The sequence below is a fragment of the Luteimonas sp. RC10 genome (genome assembly GCF_014192745.1).
Lineage (GTDB): Bacteria > Pseudomonadota > Gammaproteobacteria > Xanthomonadales > Xanthomonadaceae > Luteimonas.
Genome location: NZ_JACHYJ010000001.1, coordinates 104,413 through 127,945, shown reverse-complemented (window position 1 = coordinate 127,945; position 23,533 = coordinate 104,413). Strand labels below are relative to the sequence as shown.

Below are 23,533 nucleotides of genomic sequence, written 5' to 3'. Positions count from 1 at the left end.
CACCCGGCGCCTGCCGGCGAGGACGCCCATCATGACGACACAGACAACGCTCAACAGCCTGATCGAAGCGCTTGCAGGCGCTGTGATCGAGGCGCAGGACCGGATCGAGCAGCACCAGACCGCGCACCTGGGCGAGTTCTTCGACGAGGACAACCGGCCCAAGAGCGTGGTGATCCGGCTGCCGTCGATGCACCCCGACGCGCAAGCCGGCGATGAGGATCTCTACCGGGCGCCGCTGCTGCCGCTGGTGTCCACCAACGTGCTGCGGATCAAGGACGTGGAGATCACGTTCGACGCCGACCTGGGCGGGTTGACCGCACGCGAGGAACAGACACCTGCCCGCGACGATCCACCCGAGCGCGCCTGGGCGCGCCGCGGCAGCGGGCCCAGGCCCTGTATCAACGTCGACACCGGCGCGGCGGTCGCTGGTGGACAAGGATCCGTCCACGTGGTGTTGCGCGTGGAGGGCTCCGAGCCGACGGACGGCGCCGCCAGACTCATCAACCATCTCGCGCAGACCCAGGGCGTCTTTCGCACGGTCGGCCAGAGCTGGCCGCCCGAGGAGGGTGACCTTCCGGTCTAGCGGACTTCAAGGAGCAATGACATGGCAAACGAACTCGTCAACATTTCCGATCAGTTCCAGGGATTGCCGATGGGCGACCTCATCGGCGGACCGCTGAACGCGGCCTGTGACGCGCAGGTCCGGCTCGCGCAGGCCACTGCGGACTTCATCAAGGTGATCGGTTTCCTGCCGCCGCCGGACCCGGCGAACGACCCCACCGGTGTCGGCGGCACGCGTACCGCCACGTTCCGCTTCAAGCGGCCGGTGGACAGCATCGACCCGGCCAACCCCGGTATCCATGAAGAGGAAGTCGAACTGGAGGTGCCGTTGCTGGCGATCGTCAAGGTGCCCAACCTGTCGATCAACACCGTGGATGTCACCTTCGACATGGAGGTGAAGTCGTCGTTCTCCAGCAAGGAGAGCTCTGACGCCTCGGCGACCCTGGACGCGACGATGCAGGTCGGCTGGGGGATTTTCAGCGCCAAGGTCCGCATCCAGGGCTCGGTCGCCACGCACAAGGAGAACACCCGCTCGTCGGACAACTCGGCCAAGTACCACGTCAACGTGCATGCCGAGGACAACGGGATGCCCGAAGGCCTGGCGCGGGTGCTCGACATCCTGCAGACGGCCTGTGCACCGAGGAAGATCAGCGCGCCGGTGCCGGTGACCTGATCGCATCGCGCCCGCGCCGCGTGCGCGGGCGCGCTTTCACAGCGATCGACATGAAGGCGCGATGCCTTCCGACACTGATGGCAACCGAACACGAACGGAGAGCAGGCGATGTTCGACCTGAGCGATGTGAAGTTCGTCAAGCGCATCGTCGTGGGGACCGACAATCCCACGCGCATGCGTACCGACGAGGAAGTCGAGGCGGCGCGCGCGCTGCTCAACCGCTGCCTGACCGACGCGCCGCGCGGCAGCATCGTCGGGCTGGAGAAGAGCTTCACCATTCTCCAGGTCGGCGAGCATCAGGTGGTGCTGCAATGGCTCTGCTACCACGTCGGCTTCCCGCGCAAGCCCGCCTGGATGGAGGGCGCCTGAGTGGCGACCCAGCGCTATCCGTTCGCGATGCTGGTCGTGGCATTCCAGGGCGCCGTGCGCGATGGCCACGCACGCATGGAGGCGGTCTTCCAGCGCTGCCGACATGAGGCGCTGATACGGCTCGCACGCGGCGGCACCGCACTGGAGAGCCTGCGCCCGTGGCGGCGGCATCGCCTCGCCCACGCCGAGCTGCATATCGCCTGCACCGTGCGGCGCGATGCCGACGGCCGCGTGCACGCATTGCGGCTGCTTGGGCGCCGGCGCGGGCGGGACGTGGTGCATCGGCTGCGGGTCGAACTGCACGGCGAGGACTGCGACCAGATCCGGGTGTACTTCGATGACGTGCAGTTGCCCACGGCCGGGATGCAGGGATGAGACGCACCGTCGAGTTCGAACTGACGCCGGAGATGGCCGAGGCGATCGCGCGTTTGATGCCGCCGATCCCGAAGCGCAGGCGAAGCATCGCCTGGGTCGTGGCGACGGCAGCGGCGGTGTTGGCCACGGCGGCGGCATCGGCCTGGCGCGTGTGGGGCTGATCGATCGCAATGGCGCGGTCGACGAACCAGAGGACATGACATGGACAAGTGGATCCTTCGAAGCGTCGTATTGCTCGCCGCCTGGCTGCCGGCGCTCGCCGGCCAGGCCGCCGACCCCGACGTGTGGCTGGGCAGCGGATGGGACGGTCCGGTGCCGCATGCGGTGCGCCTGCAACTGACGCCGGGCGGCGGCGAGCTGCGCCTCGGTGCGCCATGGGCGTGCCGGCTGCCGCTCAAGCGCGAGGGCGTCGGCTACACGGCGGGTCTGTCGGTCAATGGCGGCACGGCCTGCGACCGCCTGTCCGGGCGCCGGCTGACAGTGCAGATCGACGGCCGGCATGTGCACCTGGACGGGCTGTCGCTCACGCCGCTGACCCTGCGCCCGGCAGGCGATGCGGTCACGGCGAGCGGGGCGCGCACGCTGGCGCTGTCTGCGCCCGGCAACACGACGGTCGAACTGCGTCTGGTCGCCGCCGCGCTGGGCGAGCGGTCCGGCGAGTGGCGTCAAGGTGGCGCAACTCCGTGCCGGATTGCATTGGAGCTGGCAGCCGTGGACGCGGAGCAGCAGTGGCACGTGTTCACCGCGGGCACCACTGGCGGAGGCTGCGATCGGTGGGTGGGCCGTACGGTCATGCTGCCGAGCGCGCCGCGTGGAGACGTCACGGTACGCGGCTTGCGTGGCGCGGATGTCGTGCTGTCGCCGAAGTGAGGACAGGTCATGGACAGCATGCTGATCCAGCTGTGGATCGTCCTGGCCGGGGTCTGCGGCGCGCTGTTGCCGCTGGTCCTCGACGATGCGCCGTCGCGGCACCGGGCGATGGTGCGGGCGATCAGCGGCGCACTGGTCGCGGTGTTCGTCGGGCCGGCGCTCAACGAGCGCTTCTTCGCCGGCGCCGGGGCTCACCTGCAAGCCGGCATCGCGTTCCTGGTCGGCTGCTTCGGACTGCAGGCGACCGCGATCGTGCAACGGCTGCTGCAGCGTCGTGGCGATCGGATGGCCGAGCGGCTGGTCGCGCGCCTCGTTGGCCCGGCCCCGGAGGACCGTCAATGAACATCGCCTACCTCATCGTCACCACACTGCTGATCGTCGCCGCGCTGTGGATGATGACTGCCACCGGGCAGCCCCGGGGCATCAAGCTGTGCGGCACGTTGGTCGCGGCCGGCGCCATCGTCGATGTCGTCGGCCTGGTCGCGGCGATGGCGACCGGGCATGGCTACGCGGCGATCTGGCCCGGCGAGCTGGTGCTCAACGGCGGCATGGCGCTGCTGCTGCTCGAATGGGCGCGGCTCGAGCGCCGGCAGCGTCGCAGGGCGGCGCGCGCGAAGGTTGCCGGTGGGCTCGGGCCGGCGGCGCGCTGACAGCACTGCCGGTGCGCGTCAGGGACGCTGTTTCTCCAGCCGGATGTCGCCGCCGCCGATGTCGGATGCCTGGCCCCAGCCCAGGCGGCGGTAGAAGCCCTCGGCGCGCGAGCCGCGGGCAGTCTCGAGCCAGGCGACTGGATGCCGCGCGAACAAGGCGTGCTCGGCCGGCGCCACGAGCGCCTTGCCGATGCCGCGGCCCTCATGCGACGGCAGCACGAACGCGGCGAACAGCGCACCTTCGTCCAGGTCGACCATCGAAAAGCCCACGACCGTCGGCCCGTCGCATGCGACCCAGGCGCAGGGCGCGTCCTGCACCATCTGCGCGATCGATGCGGGGGTGATGCCCAGAGCCGCGAGCGCGTCGAGGCTCAGCGCGTTCTCGCGCACCGAAGTGCGGACGTGGAAGATGCCGTCGATGTCGTCGAGCCGCGCAGGACGCAGCGCGAACCCGGTGGTGACGTGGTCGTGCATGGGCACAGCATACCGGCGCGTGTGCGGGCGCATGACACTCCGGCGTCGATGGCCTACGCTGCCGTTCCCCACATAGACGCATCCGGCGCCGCCGATGTGCCCCGAGGCTACCGGCATTGCCCGCGGCGGCGCGCGGGCCGCAGCGCTCGGACGCGACCGAGCTTCGATGTCCCAGCCTTCGCCTCAGCCCCCGACCGCCGCCGTATCCGATCCGAGCTCGCCTGCGCAGGGCTTCGCGCTCGGCGTGGTCGGTGCCGCCGCGTTCGCGCATCTGCTCAACGATCTGATCCAGGCGACGCTGCCGGCGATCTTCCCGATGCTCAAGAGCAACTTCGACCTGAGCTTCGGGCAGATCGGCGGCATCGCATTGGTCTACCAGATCACCGCCTCGCTGCTGCAGCCGTGGATCGGCCTGTACACCGATCGTCATCCGATGCCGTATCTGCTGCCGGCCGGTATGGTGGTGACGTTCGTCGGCATCGCGACCCTGGCAGCCGCGCACAGCTATCCGATGCTGTTGCTGGCAGCGGCGATCGTTGGCGTCGGCTCGGCGACGTTCCATCCCGAGGCCTCGCGCGTGGCGCGGATGGGATCGGGCGGGCGCTTCGGCACCGCGCAGTCGACGTTCCAGGTCGGCGGCAATACCGGTCAAGCCATCGGACCGCTGCTGGCGGCCGCGGTCGTGATCCCGCATGGGCAGTCGGCGGTCGCTTGGCTGATGCTGGTCGCAGGGCTCGCGGTGTTCGTGCTGCTGCGGCTCACCCGTTGGTCGGTACAGCACGGCCAGGCGCGGCTGGCGAGCCTGGCGGGCCGCCGCGGCAGCGGATTGCCGCGCAGCAAGGTCGTCCAGGCGATCGCGGTGGTGGCGGTGCTGATGTTCGCGAAGTTCGTCTACATCGCCTCGTTCACCAACTACTTCACGTTCTACCTCATCGAGCGCTTCGGCCTGGGCGTGCAGCAGAGCCAGGTCTGCCTGTTCCTGTTCCTCGGCGCGATCGCGCTGGGCACATTCGCCGGCGGTCCGGTCGGCGATCGCATCGGGCGCAAGGCGGTGATCTGGATCTCGTTTCTGGGCGTGGCGCCGTTCGCGCTCGCGCTGCCGTACGTCGGGCTGGTGGCAACGGCCGTGCTGGCGGTGGTGATCGGCCTGGTGATGTCGTCGGCGTTCGCCGCGCTGGTGGTCTATGCGCAGGAGGCGGTCCCCGGCCGCGTGGGCATGGTGTCGGGCGTGATGTTCGGCCTGATGTTCGGGATCGGCGGCATCGGCGCGGCCGCGCTTGGGCAACTCGCGGACGCGCGCGGCATCGTCTGGGTGTACCACGTCACCGCCTTCTTGCCGCTGCTCGGACTGGCGACCGCGCTGCTGCCGCGCACGGCGGGCGGTCGGATCTGAACGAGCCGCCTACGCGCAGTGGGGATCACCCGCTCTGTCCGAAGAGCCCGAGCACCAGGCGGCCGGTGGCGAGCAGGAAGCCATCATGGATGCGCAGGCTCACGATCAGTTCGAGCGCCAGTGCCAGCGCGATGATCCACCGCAGGGGCAGACGCGCGGCGATCGCGAAGCCGAGCATCGCAAAGCCGGTGTCGGCCAGCGAGTTGAGAATGCTGTCGCCGTGGTAGTCGGGCGCGGCGTTGGTCGCATTGTTCAGCAGCGCGATGACCCAGGGCGTGTTCTCGACGACCTCCCAGGCTGTGCTGCTGATCAGCGCCAGCAAGGCGCGGTCGATGCGCGGCCAGCGCGGGCGCAGCCAGGTGAGGACGAGATAGAGCCCCATCCCGAAGATGATGTGCAGCAGCGAGTAGGCATCGGCGACCTGCTGGGAGTTCTGCGCGGGATCGTCGCTGACCTGCCACAGCGTGACCACGCCGCAGGGACAGACCAGGCTGCGACCGAGCAGGCGCAGCCACAGCACGTGCAGGCCCAGCGTGGCCAGCACCACCAGGCTGTCGTGGCGCAGCCAGCGCAGGCGCGGGAAGGCCAGCCTGTCCTCCAGGCGCCAGCCCGAGCGCCAGGAGCGCGGCCGGGTCACAGGCGCCGCGACCGTTGGGCCATGCGACCCTGACGCGGCCTTTCACAGCGCGTGGTTACGCTGTCGCATCCGCCCGCGACGCCGGCCATGTCCCTGCTTACCAACACTGCGGTCTTCCTCTGCACTCTGGCTGCGATGGAGTGGGTGGCCTGGGCCGCGCACAAATACATCATGCACGGCTGGGGATGGGGCTGGCATCGATCGCACCATGTGCCGCGGCGCGGGCGCTTCGAGAAGAACGACCTGTTCGCGGTGGTGTTTGCCGGCATCGCGATCGCGCTGATCTATCTGGGAACGAACGGCCGGCCGCCGCTGCAATGGATCGGCGCGGGCATGACGGCCTATGGCGCGCTCTACTTCATCGCGCACGATGGCCTGGTGCACCAGCGCTGGCCGTTCCGCTACGTGCCACGCCGCGGCTATCTCAAGCGGCTGTACCAGGCCCATCGCATGCACCACGCGGTGGACGGCAAGAACGGCTGCGTGTCGTTCGGTTTCCTGTGGGCGCCGTCGGTGGACAGGCTCAAGGCCGACCTGCGTCGCATCCACGGCGGCCCGCTGCGCCGGCCCGCTGCGCGCAGGTCACCGCCCCGGGTCTGAGGTCAACGGCCGCTGCCACAGCTGCGCCGGGCGCGCTGGCGGGACTTGCCGCCGCGAACGCAGTGCGGTGCCGGCGGCGCGCAGGAGCAGACGCAGCTTGGTCGCGCGTGAGGTGCTGACGCGCTGGTCCCAGGCCCGCGCGCCCTCGCGCTCGACCCGCAGGCCGATCTCGCGATAGACCCCATGCGCGGTGGCCACCGCCCACGCCGAGCGCAGCGGCAGCGCCGCCAGGCCGGGCCCGGCGGAGGCGTAGTAGGGCTCGGCGGCGTGTACAAGCGCTGCGGCCATCTCGGCCAGGGCCTGCCGGTGGCGAGGATCGGCCAGTTCGGCCCTCGGTACCCGGTGCGCGGCCAGCCAGGTCTCGGGCAGGTAGCAGCGGCCGACCTGCGCGTCGTCGACGATGTCGCGCGCGATGTTGGTCAGCTGGAACGCCAGGCCGAGGTCGCAGGCGCGGTCGAGCGTGGCCTCGTCGTGCGCGCCCATGATGCGCGCCATCATCAGGCCGACCACGCCGGCGACGTGGTAGCAATAGCGCAGCGTGTCGTCGAGCGTGTCGTAACGATGTCCGTCGACGTCCATCGCGAAGCCGTCCAGATGCGCCAGCGGCAGCGCGATCGGGATGCGATGCCCGAGGGCGACGGCCTGCAGCGCGGCGAAGGCGGGCTCGCTCATCGTCTCGCCCGCGTAGACCCGGCGCGTCTGCGCATAGAGCATCTGCAGACGTTCGGCGCCACCGCCGTCCGGATCGGCCGCGCCGCCGGCCCCCAGATACTGGCCATCGACGACGTCATCGCAGTGGCGACACCAGGCGTACAACAGCACGGCGCTGCGACGGGTGTGGGCATCGAACAGGCGCGACGCGGTGGCGAAGCTTCTGGAGCCGACCGCGATCGTGCGATGTGCGTGCGCGAGCAGCGCGGTGCTCATGGCGCCGCGCTGTCGAGCATCAGTGCGGCCGTGGCCTTGGCCGAGCCGACCACGCCGGGCACGCCGGCGCCGGGATGGGTGCCGGCGCCGACGAGGTAGAGATTGGCGATGTCCGCGTCGCGATTGTGCGGACGGAACCATGCGCTCTGGGTCAGCACTGGCTCGAGCGAGAACGCCGAGCCGTGGTGCGCATTGAGCGTGTCGCGGAAATCGAACGGGGTGATGAAGCGGCTGGTGACCAACTGCTCGCGCAGGCCGGGCATGTAGAAGCGCTCGAGGTAGTCGAAGATGCGGTCGCGATAGCGCGGGCCTTCTACGTCCCAGTCGATGTCGGCATTACCCAGGTGCGGCACCGGCGCGAGCACGTAGTGGCTGCCGCAGCCCGGCGGCGCGAGCGATGGGTCGGTCGCGCAGGGCGCATGCAGGTAGAGCGAGAAGTCGTCGGGGAGTGTCTTGCCGTCGAAGATCTCATCGATCAGCCCGCGGTAGCGCTGGCCGAAACACACGGTGTGGTGCCGCAACTGCTCGTGACGGCGATCGAGGCCGAAGTACAGCACGAACAGCGACATGCTGAAGCGCTTGCGTTTGAGCGCGGCCGCCTGCTGTGCGCCGCGTGGATGGTGGCCGAGCAAGCGATCGTAGGTGTGCACGACATCGGCATTGGAGGCCAGCGCGTCGAGCGCGAACTGCCGCCCGTCGGCTAACTGCACGGCGGTGGCGCGCGATTGCGCGATCTCGATCCGGGTGACGTCGGCATTGAGTTCGATGCGCCCGCCCATGTCCTCGAACAGCCGCACCAGCCCACGCACCAGCGCACCGGTGCCGCCGCGCGGGAACCACACGCCCCACTGCCGCTCCAGCGCGTGGATCAGGGTGTAGATGGACGAGGTCTTGAACGGGTTGCCGCCGACCAGCAGCGAATGGAACGAGAACGCCTGGCGCAAGTGCTCGTCCTGGATGAAGCGCGCCACCATGCCGTACACGCTCTTCCACGCCTGCAGGCGCGCCAGGCGTGGGCCGGCAGCGAGCATGTCGCGGAACGACAGGAACGGCACCGCGCCCAGTTCGACGTAGCCGGCCTCGAACACGGCTTTGGAATAGGCAAGGAAGCGGCGGTAGCCGGCCACATCGGCCGGATTGCGCGCGTGGATCTGGCGGTCGAGCGCATCCTGGTCGTTGGCGTAGTCGAAGTGCGAGCCATCCTCCCAACACAGCCGATAGAACGGCTCGACGGGCAGCAGCTCGACGTAGTCGGCCATGCGCCGGCCGGTCAGCGCGAACAATTCCTCCAGCGCCGAGGGGTCGGTGATCACGGTCGGACCGGCGTCGAAGACGAAGCCCTGGTCTTCGTAGACGTAGGCGCGGCCGCCCGGCTTGTCGCGCTTCTCGAGCAGCGTGGTCTGCCAGCCGCCGGCCTGCAGCCGGATGGCGAGCGCGAGCCCGCCGAAACCCGCGCCGATGACCACGGCGCGTTTGGGTGACGTCATTGCATGTTCCTCGAGGCGATAGGGGTGCCGCGCACGGCGCGCCAGGCGGCCGCGACCGGCACCGGCGGCTTGCCGGCGACGATGCGCAGCTTGTCCAACAGGTGCAGCCGGTCGGCATAGAACCGGGCGATGAGACCGGCCGGCAGGCCGTAGAAGCGCTGCATCACACGCCAGCGGTCTTGCGGACGTCCGGCGCGGAACAGCATGCGGTTGAGCGCGCGGAAGAACGCCTGACGCTGCCAGTGCGCGCGCGCTTCGTTCCGGGTGAGTGCGTACAGGGACTCGGCATCGAGCCGGGGGCTTGCGGCGATGCGGTCGGCAAGCCGGACGGCGTGCGGCAGCGAGTAGCCGGTGGTGGCGTGGAACAATCCGGCGGCGAGGCCAACGCGCGGCTGACGGCCGCCTTCGTCCCAGAAGGCATCGAGATCGCCGTCGAGCACGATCGGCAGCACGCCGCGCTCCTCACGCAGGCAGGCCGCCACCTGCCAGCCACGGTCGCGTGCGTAGCGGTCGATGTTCGCGCCGAGCACATCGAACTCGGGCCGGTCGTCGTCGACATAGTGGGTGTCCTCCACCAGCACGGTGTCGGCGGAGAACGGCAGCAGGTAGACGAAGCGATAGCCCAGCCCCTGGGCCACATCGGCGTCCATGATCACTGGCAGTTCGAGCCCATGCGGTTGCGCGGTGCGCAGCACGCGGCCGAGAAACGCCTGGTGGCCGAGCGTCATGGACGGACTGCGGCGCGCGCCGCGGCCGTCGACGACGGCGCCGGCGGTGAGTATGCGGCCATCGCCGAGCACGACCTGCGTCGGCGCCAGTTCGACGACCGCCGTGTCGCAGCACAGCGCGTCCCCAAGCGCGTCGCGCAGGCGCGCGGCGAGGGTGTCCGACAGCACGCTGGCGTAACCGCCGTCCAGGCGCCGTTGCCGCTCGGGAAAACGCACCGTGTACGCCGGCCAGTGGCGATGCACCAGCGGTGTCAGCCAGTGGCGCTGTGCGTCGGTCAGGTCGCTGTCGTGGAACGACCAGGTGTGATTGCCGCAGGGCTGCGGACCGCGCTCGAGCACCAGCACGCGCAGGTCGGAGCGTGTATCGCGCAGGCGCAGCGCGATCAGCGCGTTGGCCAGTCCGCCGCCGACCAGGATCAGATCATGGTGCGCATCCATCAGGCGGCCTCGGCCAACACCGGGCGGGCGCTGGTCGCCACCGCCTCTGCGATTCTGGCGGCACGCGCGCTGCCGCCCGCGGCCTGCGCCGCGACGCCCAGCGCCTGCGCGCGCTGCCGGAAGTCCGGTTCGGCGAGCAGCCGGGTCAGCAGGCGTTGCAAGCGGCTGGCGCCGGCCAGGTGCGCGGAGGCCTTCAGGCCGGCGCCGGCATGGACCACGCGGGCCGCGACACCCGGCTGATCGAAGGCGATCGGCAGCGCGAGGATCGGGGTGCCGGCGACGCAGGCATCGAGCACGGTATTGAGCCCGGCGTGCGAGATCACCGTATCGGCGCGTGCGAGCATCGCGCGCTGCGGCACGAAGTCCACGACCTCGACCGCACCGGGCACCTGCAGGCTGCGCGCCTGGGCCGGCGACAGGCCACCGCAGTGGGCCAGCACCAGATGCGCATCCAGCCGGCGGCAGGCGCGCACGATGCGGCGGAAGATCGCCAGCCGCTGGCCTTGCAGGGTGCCCAGCGACGCGAACACCACTGGCCGGTCCGCCGCCAGGTCCAAGGTCAGCGGCGGATCGGGCGCAGCGTCGCGCAACGGGCCGACATGATGGAAGTGCGCGGGCAGCGCGCGGCGCGGGAACTCCAACCCGGCGACGGTCTGGCTGAGCTGTGCATACGGCGACAGGCAGTCGTGGAGCGCGTGGCGGGGCGGCAGACCGAACGCTGCCGCGTGGCGCGCGATCACCCGGCCGTGCGGCGCCATCAGGCGGTCGTAGACGCGGCTGCTCGCCTCGCACAGCTGCCGTGTCCGGGCGTCGTCGGCGTAGGCCCACGGCATCACCGGCAGCGGCACGCCGGGCTCGCGGTTGACCGGCAGCGCGCAGGCGACCGAGACGTAGGGCAGGCCGAGCGCCTCGGCCACCAGGCCGCCGGCCGCCTCCATCTGATCGCAGACCACCGCGTCGATGCCGGCGCGCGCGAAGGCATCGGGCAGGGTGCGGCACAGCAGGTCGGTCGACCCGGCGACGTCCTGGATCACGCGGCGCAGGCCCAGGGGCCCACCGGGCCGCGCGGCCCGCCGCAGCATCGCGGCCAGCGTGCCGGCAGGCTGGTCGGCTGCCCCGACCGCGCGAAAACCGATGCGTGGGTCGCTGAGCCAGGCCGCGGCCTCGGGTAGGTGGAAGAAGGTGGCCTGGTGGCCGCGATCGATCAGTGCCTGCGCGACTGTCTGCAGCGCGCGCATGTGGCTGGGAAAGGGCGGGGCGACGAACGCGAAATGGGTCATGCGGGCGGCGAGATGCGGTCGCCACGCTGGTCGCGCAGGGGCGCATCGCGCAGGGCGCTGAGGTCGCGGCTGGCGGTGCAGAAACAGGCGATCCGCAATTGCCGTATCACGACTTCGAAATGCGCGATGACCGCCTCGGTCGAGGCCACCGCGCTGGCGAGCAACGACGCGGCCTGACCAACGAGATCGGCGCCGAGCGCGATCGCCTTGGCGGCGTCGACACCGTCGCGGATCCCGCCCGAGGCGATCAGCGTGGCCTCGGGCAGCGCCTGGCGGACGTCGGCGATCGCTTGCGCGGTCGGAATCCCCCAGCCGGCGAAGGCCATCGCCACGGCCCGGTCCGCAGGATCGCGTGCGCGTTCGGCCTCGACTGCGGCCCAACTGGTGCCGCCGGCGCCGGCGACGTCGATCACCGACACGCCCGCGTTCCACAGGCGCCGGGCGACATCCGGCGACAGGCCTGCGCCCACCTCCTTGGCCACCAGCGGCACCGACGCATGCGTGGCCAGCTGCTCGATCGCGCCGAGGATGCCGCGCCAGTCGCGATCGCCGCCGCGCTGGACCGCTTCCTGCAGCGGGTTGAGATGCACGATCAACGCGTTGGCGTCGATCATGTCGACTGCACGTCGCGCGAGGTCCGGGCCGCCGTCGCGCAGTTGCGCAGCGCCGAGATTGGCGAGGATCGGCACGTCGGGCGCGCGGCGCCGCAAATCCCGGGTCAGGCCGTGGTCGGCCGGGGTTTCCAACGCCACCCGCTGCGAGCCCACGGCCAGCGCGATGCCCAGCGCTTGCGCGGCCTCGGCGAGGTGACGGTTGATCGCGGTCGCGCGCAGTGCGCCGCCGGTCATCGAGCTGATCAGCAAGGGCGCGCGCAGCGGGCGTCCGAATAGGGTGGTGCCCAAATCGATCGCGTCGAGGTCGAGCTCGGGCAGCGCGCAATGCTCGAACGCATAGTCGGCCAGGCCGGTCGCGACCCGCGTGCGGGCGCGGGCCTCGTCGAGCACGATGTCCAGGTGATCGTTCTTGCGGGCCACCAGCGGCGCGACGTCGCCGGCACCGGATGCCAGCTTCATTGCGACGCTCCGAACAAGTGGCTGCAATACGCCTCCAGCGCGCTGTCCTCGCCGTAGATGTCTGCCAGCGTGTCGCGGGCGCGCCGCAGATGCGCGCGCAGGCGGCGCTCGACTTCGTCGGCGCCGAGCAATGCCAGCAGGGTCGACTTGCCGGCGTCCTGGTGGCTGTCCTTGCCGGTGGACGCACTGTCGTGGCGGTCGCGTAGATCGTCCTGGAGTTGGAACGCCTGCCCCAGCTCGAGCGCGACCCGGCCAAGCGCACGCCGCGTGGCGTCGTCGGCATCGGCGAGCAGCGCGGCCATCTCCAGCGCCGCCGCGAACAGCGCGCCGGTCTTGAGATGGTTGGTGTCGGCGATGTCGTCGGCGGCGCGTGCGCCGCTGTCGCGCAGATCCAGGCACTGGCCTCGGACCAGCCCCTGGGGCCCGATCGCCGTGGCGAGCACCCCGACCATGCGTGCGCGCGCAGCAGGCGCCACGCTCGGCAATGCGGCCACGGTCGCGAACGCCTGGCTGAGCAGGCCGACCGAGGCCAGCGCGGCGATGTCCTCGCCGAAACGGCGGTGGATCGTCGGACGGCCGCGCCGCAGCGCCGCGTTGTCCATGCACGGCATGTCGTCGAGCACCAGCGAGGCGGCATGCACCATCTCCACCGCACACCCCAGGTCGAGCAAGGCGGCCGGATCGCCGCCGAGCTCCCGGCCCGCGATCAGGACCATCAACGGCCGCGTCCGCTTGCCTGCCGCAAGCGCAGCCTCGCGCATCGCCATGCACACCAGATCGCGATGATCGGCGGGCCGGGGCAGCAGTTCGGACAGGCGCGCATCGATGCGGCCTCTCAGGCGTTCGGGGGACGGCGCATCCTGCAGCGGAACGACCAGAGCGCGCATGGAGATTCCTCGGGATGCAGGGACAGCGTGGATGGCCGCCCCGACCGAAGATCGGTCATGGGCGGCGAGCGTGATGGGACGTGCACCCCATCCTCGCCCACCCCCTGTCGAGCCCGCGTTCACACCTCCCAAAACCGGGGTCAGAGTGCAATTTCCAAAGAATTGGACTCTGACCCCGGTTTTTAGAGGAGGCGGGTGCGGATCTCGGCGGCGATCCGGGCGGTCTCGCGCAGGGGAACGACCGGGATATCAGGCAGGGCCTCGCCCAGCACGTGGAGGCGGCCGTCGGCGATCAGGCTGTCGACGAAGCGGCGCGGGCCGCCGTCGATGCGCTCGGGTTCGAACACGAACACCGGGGCGCGGGTCGCGGCGGCCTCGGAGAGCATGTTGACCGAGTCGGCCGAGCAGACGATGCGGTCCGCCCAGCCGAGCAGGCCGGGGTAGGGATTCGCGCCGTCAGCCTCGTCCGCCCAGACCAGGGCGGCGCGGTGGGCGTAGCGGGCGCGCAGCGCCGCGCGCACCGGAAGCGGCGTCCGCCGCGAGCCCGCGATCAGCAGGCTGCCGCCGTCGCGGGCGACCAGGGCGTCGAGCCGCGCGGCCAGGGTCTCGAACGCGGCGACGTCGAAGCGGCCATGTTTGGAATCGCCGCCCAGCAATACCGCGATCCGTGGCCCGGGCAGCGTCGCCAGGGCCGGATGCGCCGCACGGGCGGCGGCCAGCCAGTCGTCGTCGACCGGATGCAGGCTGCCACGCGCGACCAGCACGTTGTCGCCACGCAGCGCATCGTGCGCGGGCACGACGACCAGATCCCAATGCCGCGGATCGATGCGTGGGTCGAGGATCTGGACGGTGCGTGCACCATGGGCGCCGACGAGGCGCGTGGCGAGCGCCGCCTGTCGGCCGCAGCCGATCGCAAGCATCGGCGGCGCGCGCAGTTGCGCCTGATAACGCGCGCCGAACGCGACGTCGGCGCCGGGCAGGCGCCGAGGGGCGGCCCAGCGCCACGGCGCCCGGGGCGTGAGATGCAACTGCGCCACCGGGCGATCCGACGCCACCGCCGCCGCCAAGGCCTCGGCCTGGCGGGCGTTGCCGGCGCGGCCGTCGCTGACTGCCCAGATATGTCGGCAATCGGCGCCGTCGTGCGGGTTTCGTTCCACGAGTGTGACCATCCGTTCCGGGCGGTGCACGCGCGCCACCGCCGGGTGACTCTACACTGCGGCCCAGTCCAGTCCTTGCGAGACGTTCGATGACCGATGCTCTGCCCGATGCCGCGCTCGACCAGTTGTTCCGCACCGCCCGTACCTACAATGGGTTCGGCGGGCAGATCGACGACGCCACGCTGCACCGGCTCTACGACCTGCTGAAGTTCGCCCCGACCTCGGCCAACATGTCGCCGGCCCGCTTCGTGTTCGTCAGGTCCGCCGAAGGCAAGGCGCGTCTTGCGCCGGCGCTCAGCGAGGGCAACCGCGAAAAAGCGCTGTCGGCGCCGGTCACGGTCATCATCGGCCACGATGAGGACTTCCACGAGAAGCTGCCGTTCCTGTTTCCGCACACCGATGCCAAGGCCTGGTTCGACGGCCCGCGCGAGAACCGGCGCGAAGCCGCGTTCCGCAATGGCAGTCTGCAGGGCGCGTACCTGATCCTGGCCGCGCGCGCGCTCGGCCTCGATACCGGCCCGATGTCGGGCTTCGACAATGCCAAGGTCGATGCCGAGTTCTTCGCCGGCACACAGGTCAAGTCGAACTTCCTGGTCAACCTGGGCAAGGGCGATCCTTCGACGATCTTCCCGCGCTCGCCGCGCCTGCCGTTCGACGAAGCCGCGCGCATCGTCTAGAAGCACCCGCACGACCCTTCCGCAGTTCCCATCCACGTATCCGAGGACATCGCCATGCGCACCACCCGTCTGCTGCTCCCGCTTGCCGCCGCCATCGCTCTCGCCGCCTGCGGCCAGCAGGACGGCGCGCCCGCCAACACCGCCGATGCGCCCGCCGCGTCCGCACCTGCCCAGCCTTCGGGCGAGGCGATGGCCGAAACCCAGGACACCGCCCAGGCGATCGCCGGCGTGTCGGGCACCTACGTGCTCGATCCCCACCACACCGACGTGGTCGCACAGTGGAGCCACTTCGGCTTCTCGCATCCGGTGGCGCATTTCGGCCAGGTCGAAGGCCGCATCGTGTACGACGCCGACAACGTGTCCGCGTCCTCGGTCGAAGTGACGCTGCCGCTGGCCGGCCTGAACTCGCACGTCTCCGAGTTCGACGACCACCTGCGCAGCGCCGATTTCTTCGACGCGGCCAAGTACCCCAACGCCACGTTCAAGAGTACGTCGGTCGAGAGCGCGGGTACCAACAAGCTCAAGGTCACCGGTGATCTGACGATCAAGGACATCACCAAGCCGGTGGTGCTCGACGTGACGATCAACAAGTTCGGCGAGCAGCCGATGGTCAAGCGCGCCGCCGCCGGCTTCGACGCCGTTGCGCAGATCAAGCGCAGCGATTTCGGCGTTGGCGCCTATGCGCCGAACGTCAGCGACGAGGTCGAGCTGCGGATCACGACCGAAGCCGTCGTCGCCGAGGACGCCGCCGCGCCGGCCGCTGCCACCGCGCAGTGATGTGCGCTGCCGCCGGTGCGCCGGCGGCAGGATCGCGATTCCCAGCGGGGCCCGTGGTCAATCCCGGGCCCCGCGTATTTTCGGCGTGGGTGCGTGTGCTCACGCCATGCCCCCACCCGACGCGCGCTGCGCGTCGACCTCTCCCGCACGCGGGGGAGGTGACACGCGTTCGATGCGCGTCTCCCCTCTGTTCCATCGTCGCACGACCAGGAGTGCCGTCATGAAACTGCATCGCCCCGCCGAGGCCCGCGGCCAGGTCCGGACCGACTGGCTCGACAGCCGTCATACCTTCTCGTTCGGCCATTACCACGATCCGGCGTGGATGGGCTTCGGCCCGTTGCGCGTGATCAACGAGGACCGGGTCGCGCCTGGTGCCGGCTTTCCGACCCACGGCCACGCCAACATGGAGATCCTCAGCTACGTACTCGAAGGCACGCTGGCGCATGCGGACAACCAGGGCGGCCGCGGCGCGCTGTCGGCTGGCGAGCTGCAGTGGATGGGCGCTGGCCACGGTATCGAGCACAGCGAGTTCAACGGTTCGGCGCAGGCGCCGGTGCATTTCCTGCAGATCTGGATCCAGCCCGATCGCGTCAACCTGCCCCCGGGCCACGCGCAGCGCGCGTTCGAGCCGGCGGCGCGGCGCGGCGCCTGGGCGGTGTTGGCCTCGCCCGATGGCCGCGACGGCAGCCTGGCGATCCGCCAGCAGGCCACGCTGCAGGGCGTGCTGCTGGGTGAGGGCGAGCGCGTCGAAGCGACGTTGTCGCCGGAGCGGCGCTACTGGCTGCAGGTCGCGCGCGGTGCGGTGCGCGTCGATGGTGAACGGCTGTCGGCCGGCGATGCATTGGGCTGGGTCGACGAGACCGCGACGCTGGTCATCGAGGGTGAAGGCGAGGACCTTGCCGACGTGCTGCTGTTCGACCTGCCGCGCTGAGCGCAGGGGTCACGGCCGGCGCCCGACGGGCGGCCGGCGCGCAGGCTAGAATGGCGGCCTTCCACGTTCGATCGATGCCGCCGCCATGACCGCAGCCAACGTCCAGCCGACGCAAGCCAATGCCGCCAAGCAGTACGAGGTGCGACGCGCCGACCTGCCGCTGAGCTGCCCGCTGCCGTCGATGGCGCTGTGGAACTCGCATCCGCGCGTCTACCTGCCGATCGAGGCCGAGGGTGGCGCGGCCGATTGCCCGTACTGCGGCGCGCACTTCGTCCTGGTCGATTGACCGTCGGCGGCGTCGCCGTCCGCCGCGCCGCATGCGTCGTCCGCTGACCGTCGTCCAGCTGTTGCCGGCGCTGTCGTCGGGCGGCGTCGAGCGTTCGACGATCGAGATCGCGTCGGCGCTGGTCGCGGCAGGACACACGGCCATCGTGGTGTCGGCCGGCGGGCGGCTGGTGCCCGAGCTCGAGGCCACCGGCGCGCGTCACATCGCACTCGACATCGGCGCCAAGCGGCCCTGGGCGCTGCGCCACGTCCGCACGCTGCGGCGGCTGTTCGCCGAGACCGGGGCCGACATCGTGCACGCCCGCTCGCGGCTGCCGGCCTGGCTCGGCTGGCTGGCGGTGCGCGGCATGCCGGACGCCCGGCGCCCGCGCTTCGTCACCACGATGCACGGGCTGAACTCGCCCTCGCGCTACAGCGCGATCATGGCGCGCGGCGAGCGCGTGATCTGCGTGTCCGACACCGTGCGCGCGCATCTGCTGCGCCACTATCCGCGGACCGACTCGGTGCGATTGCGGGTGATCCCGCGCGGCATCGACCCGGCGCGCTTCCCGCCGGCGCCCCGGCCCGATCCCGCTGCGCGTGCCGCCGTCGCCGCCGCCCATCCGACGCTCGGCGGCGACGGCCCGCTGCTGCTGCTGCCGGGGCGCGGCACCCGCCTGAAGGGGCACGGCGATGCGATCGCGCTGCTGGCGGCCGTACGCGCGCAGGGCCTCGACGCGCGCCTGTGGATGCCCGGTGCGCGCGAGGCGGGCCGGGAGGCTTATCTCGATGCCCTCACACGCGAGGCCGAGGCCGCCGGCTGCGGCGCTGCGCTGGCGATGACGCCGCCGACCTCGGCGATCGTGCAGGCCTATGCGGCCAGCGACCTGGTACTGCAACTGTCGCGCAAACCCGAGGCCTTCGGCCGCACCGTGATCGAAGCGCTGTCGTGCGCGCGGCCGGTGCTGGGCTGGGCCCATGGCGGCGTGGGTGAGCTGTTGGCCGAACTGCAACCCGAGGGCGAGGTGCCGCCGTTCGACGCCGCCGCGCTCGCCGACGCGGCGATCGGCTTGCTGGCCCGACCGCCGGCGCCACCCGCTACGATGCCCTACACCCTGCAGGCCATGCAGGCAGCGACACTGACGGTCTATGACGAACTCGACAACGACGATTGAGCCTGTGGGCGCCGCGCCTGCGCCGCAGGCGGTGGGTTGGCGCTGGGCGCCGCACTGGGTGCTGGCGTTCGTGATCCTGTGGCCGGCCCCCGGCTACGCCGAAGGCGTGATGGTGCTCGGCGCCCTGGTGGCGATCGTGTTGTTGCTGCGCGCGCGTTTCCGTGGCGGCAGTGCGCTGCTCAGCGCCCCGGCCTGGGCGCTGACCAGCGTGCTGTTCTGCGCGTACTGGTTGCCGCAGTTGATCTCGGCGATCGACTCGGTCGATGTCGGCCGCGCGCTGCGCGAAGCGCTGGTCGACCTGCGCTATCTGCCGTTTCTATGGCTGGTTGCCTCGGCGGTCGCCGATCGGCGTGGCCGCCGCATCACCCTGGGCGGCCTGGCGATCATCCTCGCGGTATGGACGATCGACGGTCTGGTCGAAGTGTTCTTCGGCACCAGTCCGCTGTTCTTCGGCATCGACCAGCTCAAGCACCTGATCAGCCACCGGCCGATGTGCACGCCCGAGCAGGTGGCGATGGCCGACCGCCTGGGCGGCGTGCTCGGCCCCTGCAACCTCAAGCTCGGCATCGTGCTGGCGAGCCTGTCGCCGTTCGCGCTGTACGCCGCCGGGCGGCGCTTCGGCGCGGCCGGCTGGGTCGTCGCCAGTGCCGCGATCGGCGTGGTGCTGCTGTTCGCCGGATCGCGCGCGTCGTGGCTGACCTACGCATTGGTGCTGCTGTTCTCGGGCTGGCGCCTGCTGGGTTGGAAGCGGTTGTTGGCGGTGTTCGTGGCGGGCGCTGCGGTCGCCGTGGTCGTGGCGCTGGTCTCGCCGCAGGTGCGCGAGCGCGTCGAGCGCACCGCGATGGGGCTGTCGGCCGACCAGTCGGGCGTCGACACCGCGCTGTCGGGTCGGACCCGCATCTGGGGCGCCGCCTTGTGCATGGTGCGCGAGCACCCGATCAACGGCGTGGGTGCGCGCGGATTCCGCGAGGCGTTTCCCGACTGCGATCCGCGCCCGGGCCAGTTGGCCGAATGGGGCGAAGGCCCGGCCTACCACGCCCATCAGATCGTGCTCGAAGTCGCCAGCGAGACCGGCCTGATCGGCGTGCTGCTGTGGTTGGCCGGCCTGGCGCTGGCCTGGCGCGCGTGGCGCTACGCAACCCCGGCCGCGCGCGAGCGGGCGCGGCCGACGATGCTGGCGTTGGCGGTCACGGTGTTCCCGCTCAACACCCATCTGGCGTTCTATTCGACCTTCTGGGGCGGCTTCACGCTGCTGCTGTCGGCGCTGTACGCGGGCAGCCTGCTGGCGCGCGAGGAACCGGCGCCGCCGGGCCACGACGCGGTGCGCTGAGGGCGGGTCCCTTGCCTGGCGGCGCCCTTCGGCGGCCGTGTGGTTTCAGTACAACTGCGCGCCGTCCGGTTGCCGCTTGAAGCGCCGGTGGATCCACAGGTACTGATCGGGCGCGGCGCGGGCCATGGCCTCGACGCCGGCCATCACGGTCGCGGTGTCGGCGATCGCGTCGGTCGTCGGGTAGGGCGCCGGTGCCGGCGTCAGGGTCAGCGTATAGCCGCCATCGGGGCGGCGCACATGCTGGTAGAACACCACGGCCGCGCCGGACATGCGTGCCAGTTGGTGGGTCGAAGTCAGGCTGTGCGCGGGTCGGCCGAAGAACGGCACGTAGACCGCGTCACCACCACTGGGGTCCTGGTCGGGCGCATACCAGAGCAGGCCGCCGCGCTTGAGATGGCGCACGGTGCCGCGCACGTCGCGCTTGGGAAACATCGCGGCCGCGTAGCGCGCGCGGCCACGACGCACCGCCCACTCCATCGCGGGCGACCGATGCGGACGGTACATGCCGGCCAGCGGGACGTAATCGCACATCAGCCGACCGCAGACCTCGAGCGTGGTGAAATGGCCCGACACCACGATCACCCCGCGCCCCTGTGCGCGTGCGGCCTCGATGTGCTCGACGCCTTCCACGACCAGCCCACGGCGCAGCGGCTCGATCGAGCCCCACCACGCGCGTGCGAACTCGAACAGGCCGATGCCCAGCGCGTGGAAATGCGCGCGCAGCAGCGCCTCGCGCTCGGCGGCGTCGCGCTCGGGAAAGCACAGCGCCAGATTGCGGGCGGCGATCCTGCGGCGGCTCCCGAGCGCGAGCCGCAGCGTCGTGCCGATCACGCGGCCCAGCGCGCGCTGCAGCGGCCAGGGCAGGCGTGCGGCCAGCGCCATCAGCCCGATGCCGCACCACGCCGGCCAGTGGCGGGGCGCAAGCGGTGGGCGGGGGAAGACGGGGGGCGCGGAGGACATGCGGCCATTGTAGAAGCTGCGCGTCGCTGCGCCGTTCCGGCGCGCCATCGCACGGCGCCGACGCGCAGCCGCCCGGATCGCCGCCGCAACTTCGCCATCCGCTATCCTGTCGCGATGCGGGCCGACCTCACCGAACGACTGTTGCGCGGCCTCTATTCGGCGCTGCTGGTCGTGCTCGTGCCAGTGACGGTCTACCACCTGATCTGGCGCGGCTTCCGTCAGCCGGCCTACCTGCAGCGCTGGAACGAGCGCTACGGCGTGTATCGCAGCACGCCATCGCCGACCCCGGTCTGGGTGCACGCGGTGTCGGTCGGTGAGGTCAACGCCGCGGCGCCGCTGATCAACGCCCTGCTCGCGCGCGATCCCGAGCGCCGGCTGTTGGTGACGACGATCACCCCGACCGGCTCGGAGCGGGTGCGCGCACTGTGGGGCGAGCGGGTCGAGCACGTCTATCTGCCCTACGACCTGTCGGGCGCGGTGCGGCGGTTTCTCGCCCGGTTCCAGCCGGGGATCGGCCTGATCGTGGAAACCGAGATCTGGCCCAACCTACTGTTCTGCTGCCGCGATGCCGGCGTGCCCACGGTCATCGTCAACGCCCGGCTGTCGGCGCGCTCGCTGCGCGGCTATCGCGTGCTGCGGCCGCTGGTGGGCCGCGCGCTGCGGACGGTGCGCCGGGTTGCGACGCAATCGGCCGACGACGCGCGCCGCTTCGTCAAGCTTGGCGCGACGCGCGAGCAGGTCGCAGACGTGGGCAATCTCAAGTACGACATCACGATCGACGAGGGCGCAGTCGCGGCGCTGGCAGCGACGTTCCGAGCGACCATCGGCGGGCGGAAAGTGTGGATCGCCGCGAGCACGCATCCCGACGAGGAGGCGGCGGTGATCGCGATCCACCAGCGTTTGCGCACGCGCTGGCCGGACCTGCTGCTGATCTGGGCGCCGCGCCATCCCGAACGCTTCCGCGGTGTCGCGCAGTTGGCCGTCGAAGCCGGCTGGCGTGTGGCCACGCGCGCGTTCACGCGTTGGCCGGATGCGAGCGACGACGTGTTCGTGCTCGACACGCTGGGCGAGCTCGGCGCGTTCTTCGCCTGCGCCGACGTCGCCTTCGTCGGTGGCAGCCTGCAGGACATCGGCGGCCACAACCTGCTCGAGCCGGCCGCGGTCGGCGTGCCCGTGGTCACCGGCCCGCACCTGCAGAACTTCGTCGACATCGCTCGCCAGCTCGGCCGGGTCGGCGCGCTGCGTATCGGCGAGGACGCCGATGCGGTCCACGACCATCTGGCCACACTGTTGGCGGATGCCCAAACGCGCACCACGATGGGCGAGGCCGGTCGTGCACTGTTCGCCGAAGGCCGCGGCGCGCTTGCGCGCACGCTGGCGCTGATCGCCGACGATCTGCCGGCGCCATGAACGACAACGGCGCGGATCGTTCGATCCGCGCCGTTGTCGGTTGACGCTTGGCGTCCCGGCTTACTGGGTCCCGCCGACCTCGCCGGTCGAAGCCTGCACGCCGTTGACGTCGACCGTCAGCTGGCGGTTGACCTCCTGCAGGTTGCCGATGTCCAGCGTGCCCGCGGCCTGCTCGAGCAGCAGCCGGCTCTGCAGGAAGTTGTACTTGGCGAACGCGTAGTCCTGGCGTGCCGAGAACAGGTTCTGCTGGTTGATCAACACGTCGATGACAGTACGCGTGCCCACTTCCAGGCCGACCTGTGAGGCCTCGTAGGCCGCGTTGGCCGAGACCAGCGCCAGCCGGCGCGCCTCGACCTCGGTGATGCCGGCGACGAGGTTCTGGTACGCGCTGCGGGTGTTGCGCTCGATCGCGCGGCGCTGGGCCTCGTACTGGTCGGCCGCGATGTCGCGCTGGGCGATCGACTGGCGCACGCGCGACTGCGTCGCGCCACCGCTGAAGATCGGCACGGTCAGTGATACGCCGATGCTGTTGGTCTCGCCGCGCTGCGCGAGCGCGGCGGGGTTATCCCGGCCCCAAGTGTCGCTGTTGCCGTAGTTGGCGCTGAGATCGAGCGTCGGAAGGTGCCCGGCCTTTGCCGCGGCCACGCCGTGCTCGTTGGCGGTGACCTGGTACTGCAGTGCCTTGAGCTGCGGGTTCTGCTCCAGTGCGGTGGCGACCCAGGCCTCGGCGTCGCGGCCCTCGGGCAGCTGTGGAGTGAAGTCGTCAGGCAGACCGCGCAGGTTGGTGACCGGCTGGCCGGTGATCTCGGCCAACGCCTGGTAGGCATCCTGCAGTGCATTGCGGCGCAGGATCGTGTTCGCGCGGGCGCCGTCGTACTGTGCGCGCGCCTCGTGCACGTCGGTGATCGGCGCCAGGCCGACTTCCAGGCGCTTGTCGGCGAAGTCGAACTGACGCTTGAACGCCTGCTCGGCGGCCTCTGCGGCGGCCAGCGTCTCGGTCGCGATCAGCACGTCGAAGTAGGCCGAGGCGGTACGGGTGATCAGTGAGTCGTTGTCGGCGTCGAGCTGGAAGTCCGCCGCAGTGCTCAGCGCGCGCTGCGAGCGCAGCGAGGCGATCCGGCTCCAGTCGAACAGCACCTGGCTGGCGCTGACGCCGTAGCTGCGCGTGCGTGCCTTGCCCGACAATCCCGCGACGCGGCTGTCGCTCAGCGACGCGCTGCCGTTGATCTGCGGCAGCAGAGTCGCGCGCGCCTGTACCGCGCCCTCGCGGGTCGACAGCCGCTGCGATTCGGCGATCGACAGCGTCGGGTCGTTGGTGCGGGCCAGTTCGTAGGTCTGGACGAGATCGGCGGCGAACAGCGGGCCGGATGTCAGCGCGAGCGCGAGCGACAGGAACAGGGGGCGGCGGAACATCGGGGAGTCCTTCGGTC

Annotated in this window: 28 protein-coding genes; 17 read left to right on the top strand and 11 right to left on the bottom strand. The window is 70.9% G+C overall.

Going from position 1 to position 23,533, the window contains the following annotated elements; genetic code table 11:
- Positions 1-31: 31 nt before the first annotated feature.
- The 8 genes from FHW73_RS00515 (at position 32) to FHW73_RS00480 (ending at position 3,498) form a co-directional block, all read left to right on the top strand.
- Entirely contained in the window at positions 32-583 is a 552-nt protein-coding gene (locus tag FHW73_RS00515) for a DUF2589 domain-containing protein (RefSeq protein ID WP_183424763.1), read from the top strand.
- 21 nt (positions 584-604) lie between these two features.
- Positions 605-1,234: a DUF2589 domain-containing protein gene (locus tag FHW73_RS00510; protein WP_183424762.1), complete on the top strand. Its 630-nt coding sequence runs from the start codon at positions 605-607 to the stop codon at positions 1,232-1,234.
- Positions 1,235-1,342: 108 nt separating this feature from the next.
- Entirely contained in the window at positions 1,343-1,603 is a 261-nt protein-coding gene (locus FHW73_RS00505; RefSeq protein WP_183424761.1) for a hypothetical protein, read from the top strand.
- Positions 1,604-1,978, top strand: a complete 375-nt coding sequence (locus FHW73_RS00500; protein WP_183424760.1) for a hypothetical protein — start codon at positions 1,604-1,606, stop codon at positions 1,976-1,978.
- Positions 1,975-2,139: a hypothetical protein gene (locus FHW73_RS00495; RefSeq protein ID WP_183424759.1), complete on the top strand. Its 165-nt coding sequence runs from the start codon at positions 1,975-1,977 to the stop codon at positions 2,137-2,139. Before FHW73_RS00500 ends, FHW73_RS00495 begins: the two co-directional genes overlap by 4 nt.
- Positions 2,140-2,179: 40 nt before the next feature.
- Positions 2,180-2,848 carry a hypothetical protein gene (locus tag FHW73_RS00490; protein WP_183424758.1) on the top strand — a complete coding sequence of 223 codons (669 nt, stop codon included), beginning with the start codon at positions 2,180-2,182 and terminating at the stop codon, positions 2,846-2,848.
- Between the two features lie 9 nt (positions 2,849-2,857).
- Positions 2,858-3,190 carry a hypothetical protein gene (locus tag FHW73_RS00485; protein WP_183424757.1) on the top strand — a complete coding sequence of 111 codons (333 nt, stop codon included), beginning with the start codon at positions 2,858-2,860 and terminating at the stop codon, positions 3,188-3,190.
- Entirely contained in the window at positions 3,187-3,498 is a 312-nt protein-coding gene (locus FHW73_RS00480; protein ID WP_183424756.1) for a hypothetical protein, read from the top strand. The genes FHW73_RS00485 and FHW73_RS00480 overlap by 4 nt, the downstream gene beginning before the upstream one ends.
- Positions 3,499-3,516: 18 nt before the next feature.
- Here FHW73_RS00480 and FHW73_RS00475 read toward each other — a convergent pair whose 3' ends face one another.
- Positions 3,517-3,972 carry a GNAT family N-acetyltransferase gene (locus tag FHW73_RS00475; RefSeq protein WP_183424755.1) on the bottom strand — a complete coding sequence of 152 codons (456 nt, stop codon included), beginning with the start codon at positions 3,970-3,972 and terminating at the stop codon, positions 3,517-3,519.
- Between the two features lie 166 nt (positions 3,973-4,138).
- On the opposite strand from FHW73_RS00475, the gene FHW73_RS00470 reads away from it, so the two are divergent.
- Positions 4,139-5,365 (top strand): MFS transporter, encoded by a 1,227-nt coding sequence (locus tag FHW73_RS00470; RefSeq protein ID WP_183424754.1) that lies wholly within the window; start codon positions 4,139-4,141, stop codon positions 5,363-5,365.
- 25 nt (positions 5,366-5,390) lie between these two features.
- Here the strand turns inward: FHW73_RS00470 and FHW73_RS00465 are convergent, their stop codons facing one another.
- Positions 5,391-6,002, bottom strand: coding sequence for a DUF2585 family protein (locus tag FHW73_RS00465; RefSeq protein ID WP_183424753.1), 612 nt, complete (start codon positions 6,000-6,002; stop codon positions 5,391-5,393).
- Between the two features lie 87 nt (positions 6,003-6,089).
- On the opposite strand from FHW73_RS00465, the gene FHW73_RS00460 reads away from it, so the two are divergent.
- A complete protein-coding gene (locus FHW73_RS00460) occupies positions 6,090-6,602 on the top strand; it encodes a sterol desaturase family protein (RefSeq protein WP_183424752.1) in 513 nt (170 codons plus the stop codon).
- Here the strand turns inward: FHW73_RS00460 and crtB are convergent.
- The 7 genes from crtB to FHW73_RS00425 all read right to left on the bottom strand — a co-directional run bounded on the left by crtB (position 6,585) and on the right by FHW73_RS00425 (position 14,591).
- Positions 6,585-7,529 carry a 15-cis-phytoene synthase CrtB gene (gene crtB, locus FHW73_RS00455; protein ID WP_183424751.1) on the bottom strand — a complete coding sequence of 315 codons (945 nt, stop codon included), beginning with the start codon at positions 7,527-7,529 and terminating at the stop codon, positions 6,585-6,587. The genes FHW73_RS00460 and crtB overlap by 18 nt on opposite strands.
- Positions 7,526-9,016 (bottom strand): phytoene desaturase, encoded by a 1,491-nt coding sequence (locus FHW73_RS00450; RefSeq protein ID WP_183424750.1) that lies wholly within the window; start codon positions 9,014-9,016, stop codon positions 7,526-7,528. Before FHW73_RS00450 ends, crtB begins: the two co-directional genes overlap by 4 nt.
- Positions 9,013-10,182 (bottom strand): lycopene beta-cyclase CrtY, encoded by a 1,170-nt coding sequence (gene crtY / locus FHW73_RS00445; protein WP_183424749.1) that lies wholly within the window; start codon positions 10,180-10,182, stop codon positions 9,013-9,015. Before crtY ends, FHW73_RS00450 begins: the two co-directional genes overlap by 4 nt.
- Positions 10,182-11,462, bottom strand: a complete 1,281-nt coding sequence (locus tag FHW73_RS00440; protein ID WP_183424748.1) for a nucleotide disphospho-sugar-binding domain-containing protein — start codon at positions 11,460-11,462, stop codon at positions 10,182-10,184. The genes crtY and FHW73_RS00440 overlap by 1 nt, the downstream gene beginning before the upstream one ends.
- Positions 11,459-12,535 (bottom strand): type 2 isopentenyl-diphosphate Delta-isomerase, encoded by a 1,077-nt coding sequence (gene fni, locus FHW73_RS00435; RefSeq protein WP_183424747.1) that lies wholly within the window; start codon positions 12,533-12,535, stop codon positions 11,459-11,461. The genes FHW73_RS00440 and fni overlap by 4 nt, the downstream gene beginning before the upstream one ends.
- Entirely contained in the window at positions 12,532-13,422 is an 891-nt protein-coding gene (locus tag FHW73_RS00430) for a polyprenyl synthetase family protein (RefSeq protein ID WP_183424746.1), read from the bottom strand. Before FHW73_RS00430 ends, fni begins: the two co-directional genes overlap by 4 nt.
- Positions 13,423-13,604: 182 nt before the next feature.
- On the bottom strand, positions 13,605-14,591 hold the full coding sequence (locus tag FHW73_RS00425; protein ID WP_183424745.1) for a mitochondrial fission ELM1 family protein: 987 nt from the start codon (positions 14,589-14,591) through the stop codon (positions 13,605-13,607).
- A 77-nt stretch (positions 14,592-14,668) separates the two neighbouring features.
- Here FHW73_RS00425 and FHW73_RS00420 point away from each other — a divergent pair, with 77 nt between their 5' ends.
- The 6 genes from FHW73_RS00420 (at position 14,669) to FHW73_RS00395 (ending at position 19,733) form a co-directional block, all read left to right on the top strand.
- Positions 14,669-15,256, top strand: a complete 588-nt coding sequence (locus tag FHW73_RS00420; protein WP_183424744.1) for a malonic semialdehyde reductase — start codon at positions 14,669-14,671, stop codon at positions 15,254-15,256.
- 54 nt (positions 15,257-15,310) lie between these two features.
- The gene (locus tag FHW73_RS00415; protein WP_183424743.1) at positions 15,311-16,033 is read left to right on the top strand and encodes a YceI family protein; all 723 of its coding nucleotides are present in this window, start codon (positions 15,311-15,313) and stop codon (positions 16,031-16,033) included.
- 220 nt (positions 16,034-16,253) lie between these two features.
- Positions 16,254-16,964 (top strand): pirin family protein, encoded by a 711-nt coding sequence (locus tag FHW73_RS00410; protein ID WP_183424742.1) that lies wholly within the window; start codon positions 16,254-16,256, stop codon positions 16,962-16,964.
- Positions 16,965-17,049: 85 nt separating this feature from the next.
- Entirely contained in the window at positions 17,050-17,250 is a 201-nt protein-coding gene (locus FHW73_RS00405) for a zinc-finger domain-containing protein (protein WP_047135595.1), read from the top strand.
- 31 nt (positions 17,251-17,281) lie between these two features.
- Positions 17,282-18,403 carry a glycosyltransferase gene (locus FHW73_RS00400; RefSeq protein ID WP_183424741.1) on the top strand — a complete coding sequence of 374 codons (1,122 nt, stop codon included), beginning with the start codon at positions 17,282-17,284 and terminating at the stop codon, positions 18,401-18,403.
- Between the two features lie 4 nt (positions 18,404-18,407).
- Positions 18,408-19,733 (top strand): O-antigen ligase family protein, encoded by a 1,326-nt coding sequence (locus FHW73_RS00395; protein WP_345776123.1) that lies wholly within the window; start codon positions 18,408-18,410, stop codon positions 19,731-19,733.
- A gap of 45 nt (positions 19,734-19,778) precedes the next feature.
- On the opposite strand, the gene lpxL is transcribed toward FHW73_RS00395, so the two are convergent.
- Positions 19,779-20,693, bottom strand: a complete 915-nt coding sequence (lpxL, locus tag FHW73_RS00390) for an LpxL/LpxP family Kdo(2)-lipid IV(A) lauroyl/palmitoleoyl acyltransferase (protein ID WP_183424739.1) — start codon at positions 20,691-20,693, stop codon at positions 19,779-19,781.
- A gap of 114 nt (positions 20,694-20,807) precedes the next feature.
- Between lpxL and waaA the strand changes: the two genes are divergently transcribed.
- Positions 20,808-22,103: a lipid IV(A) 3-deoxy-D-manno-octulosonic acid transferase gene (gene waaA, locus FHW73_RS00385; protein WP_183424738.1), complete on the top strand. Its 1,296-nt coding sequence runs from the start codon at positions 20,808-20,810 to the stop codon at positions 22,101-22,103.
- A 60-nt stretch (positions 22,104-22,163) separates the two neighbouring features.
- Here waaA and FHW73_RS00380 read toward each other — a convergent pair whose 3' ends face one another.
- Positions 22,164-23,516, bottom strand: a complete 1,353-nt coding sequence (locus FHW73_RS00380) for a TolC family outer membrane protein (RefSeq protein ID WP_183424737.1) — start codon at positions 23,514-23,516, stop codon at positions 22,164-22,166.
- Positions 23,517-23,533: the final 17 nt, after the last annotated feature.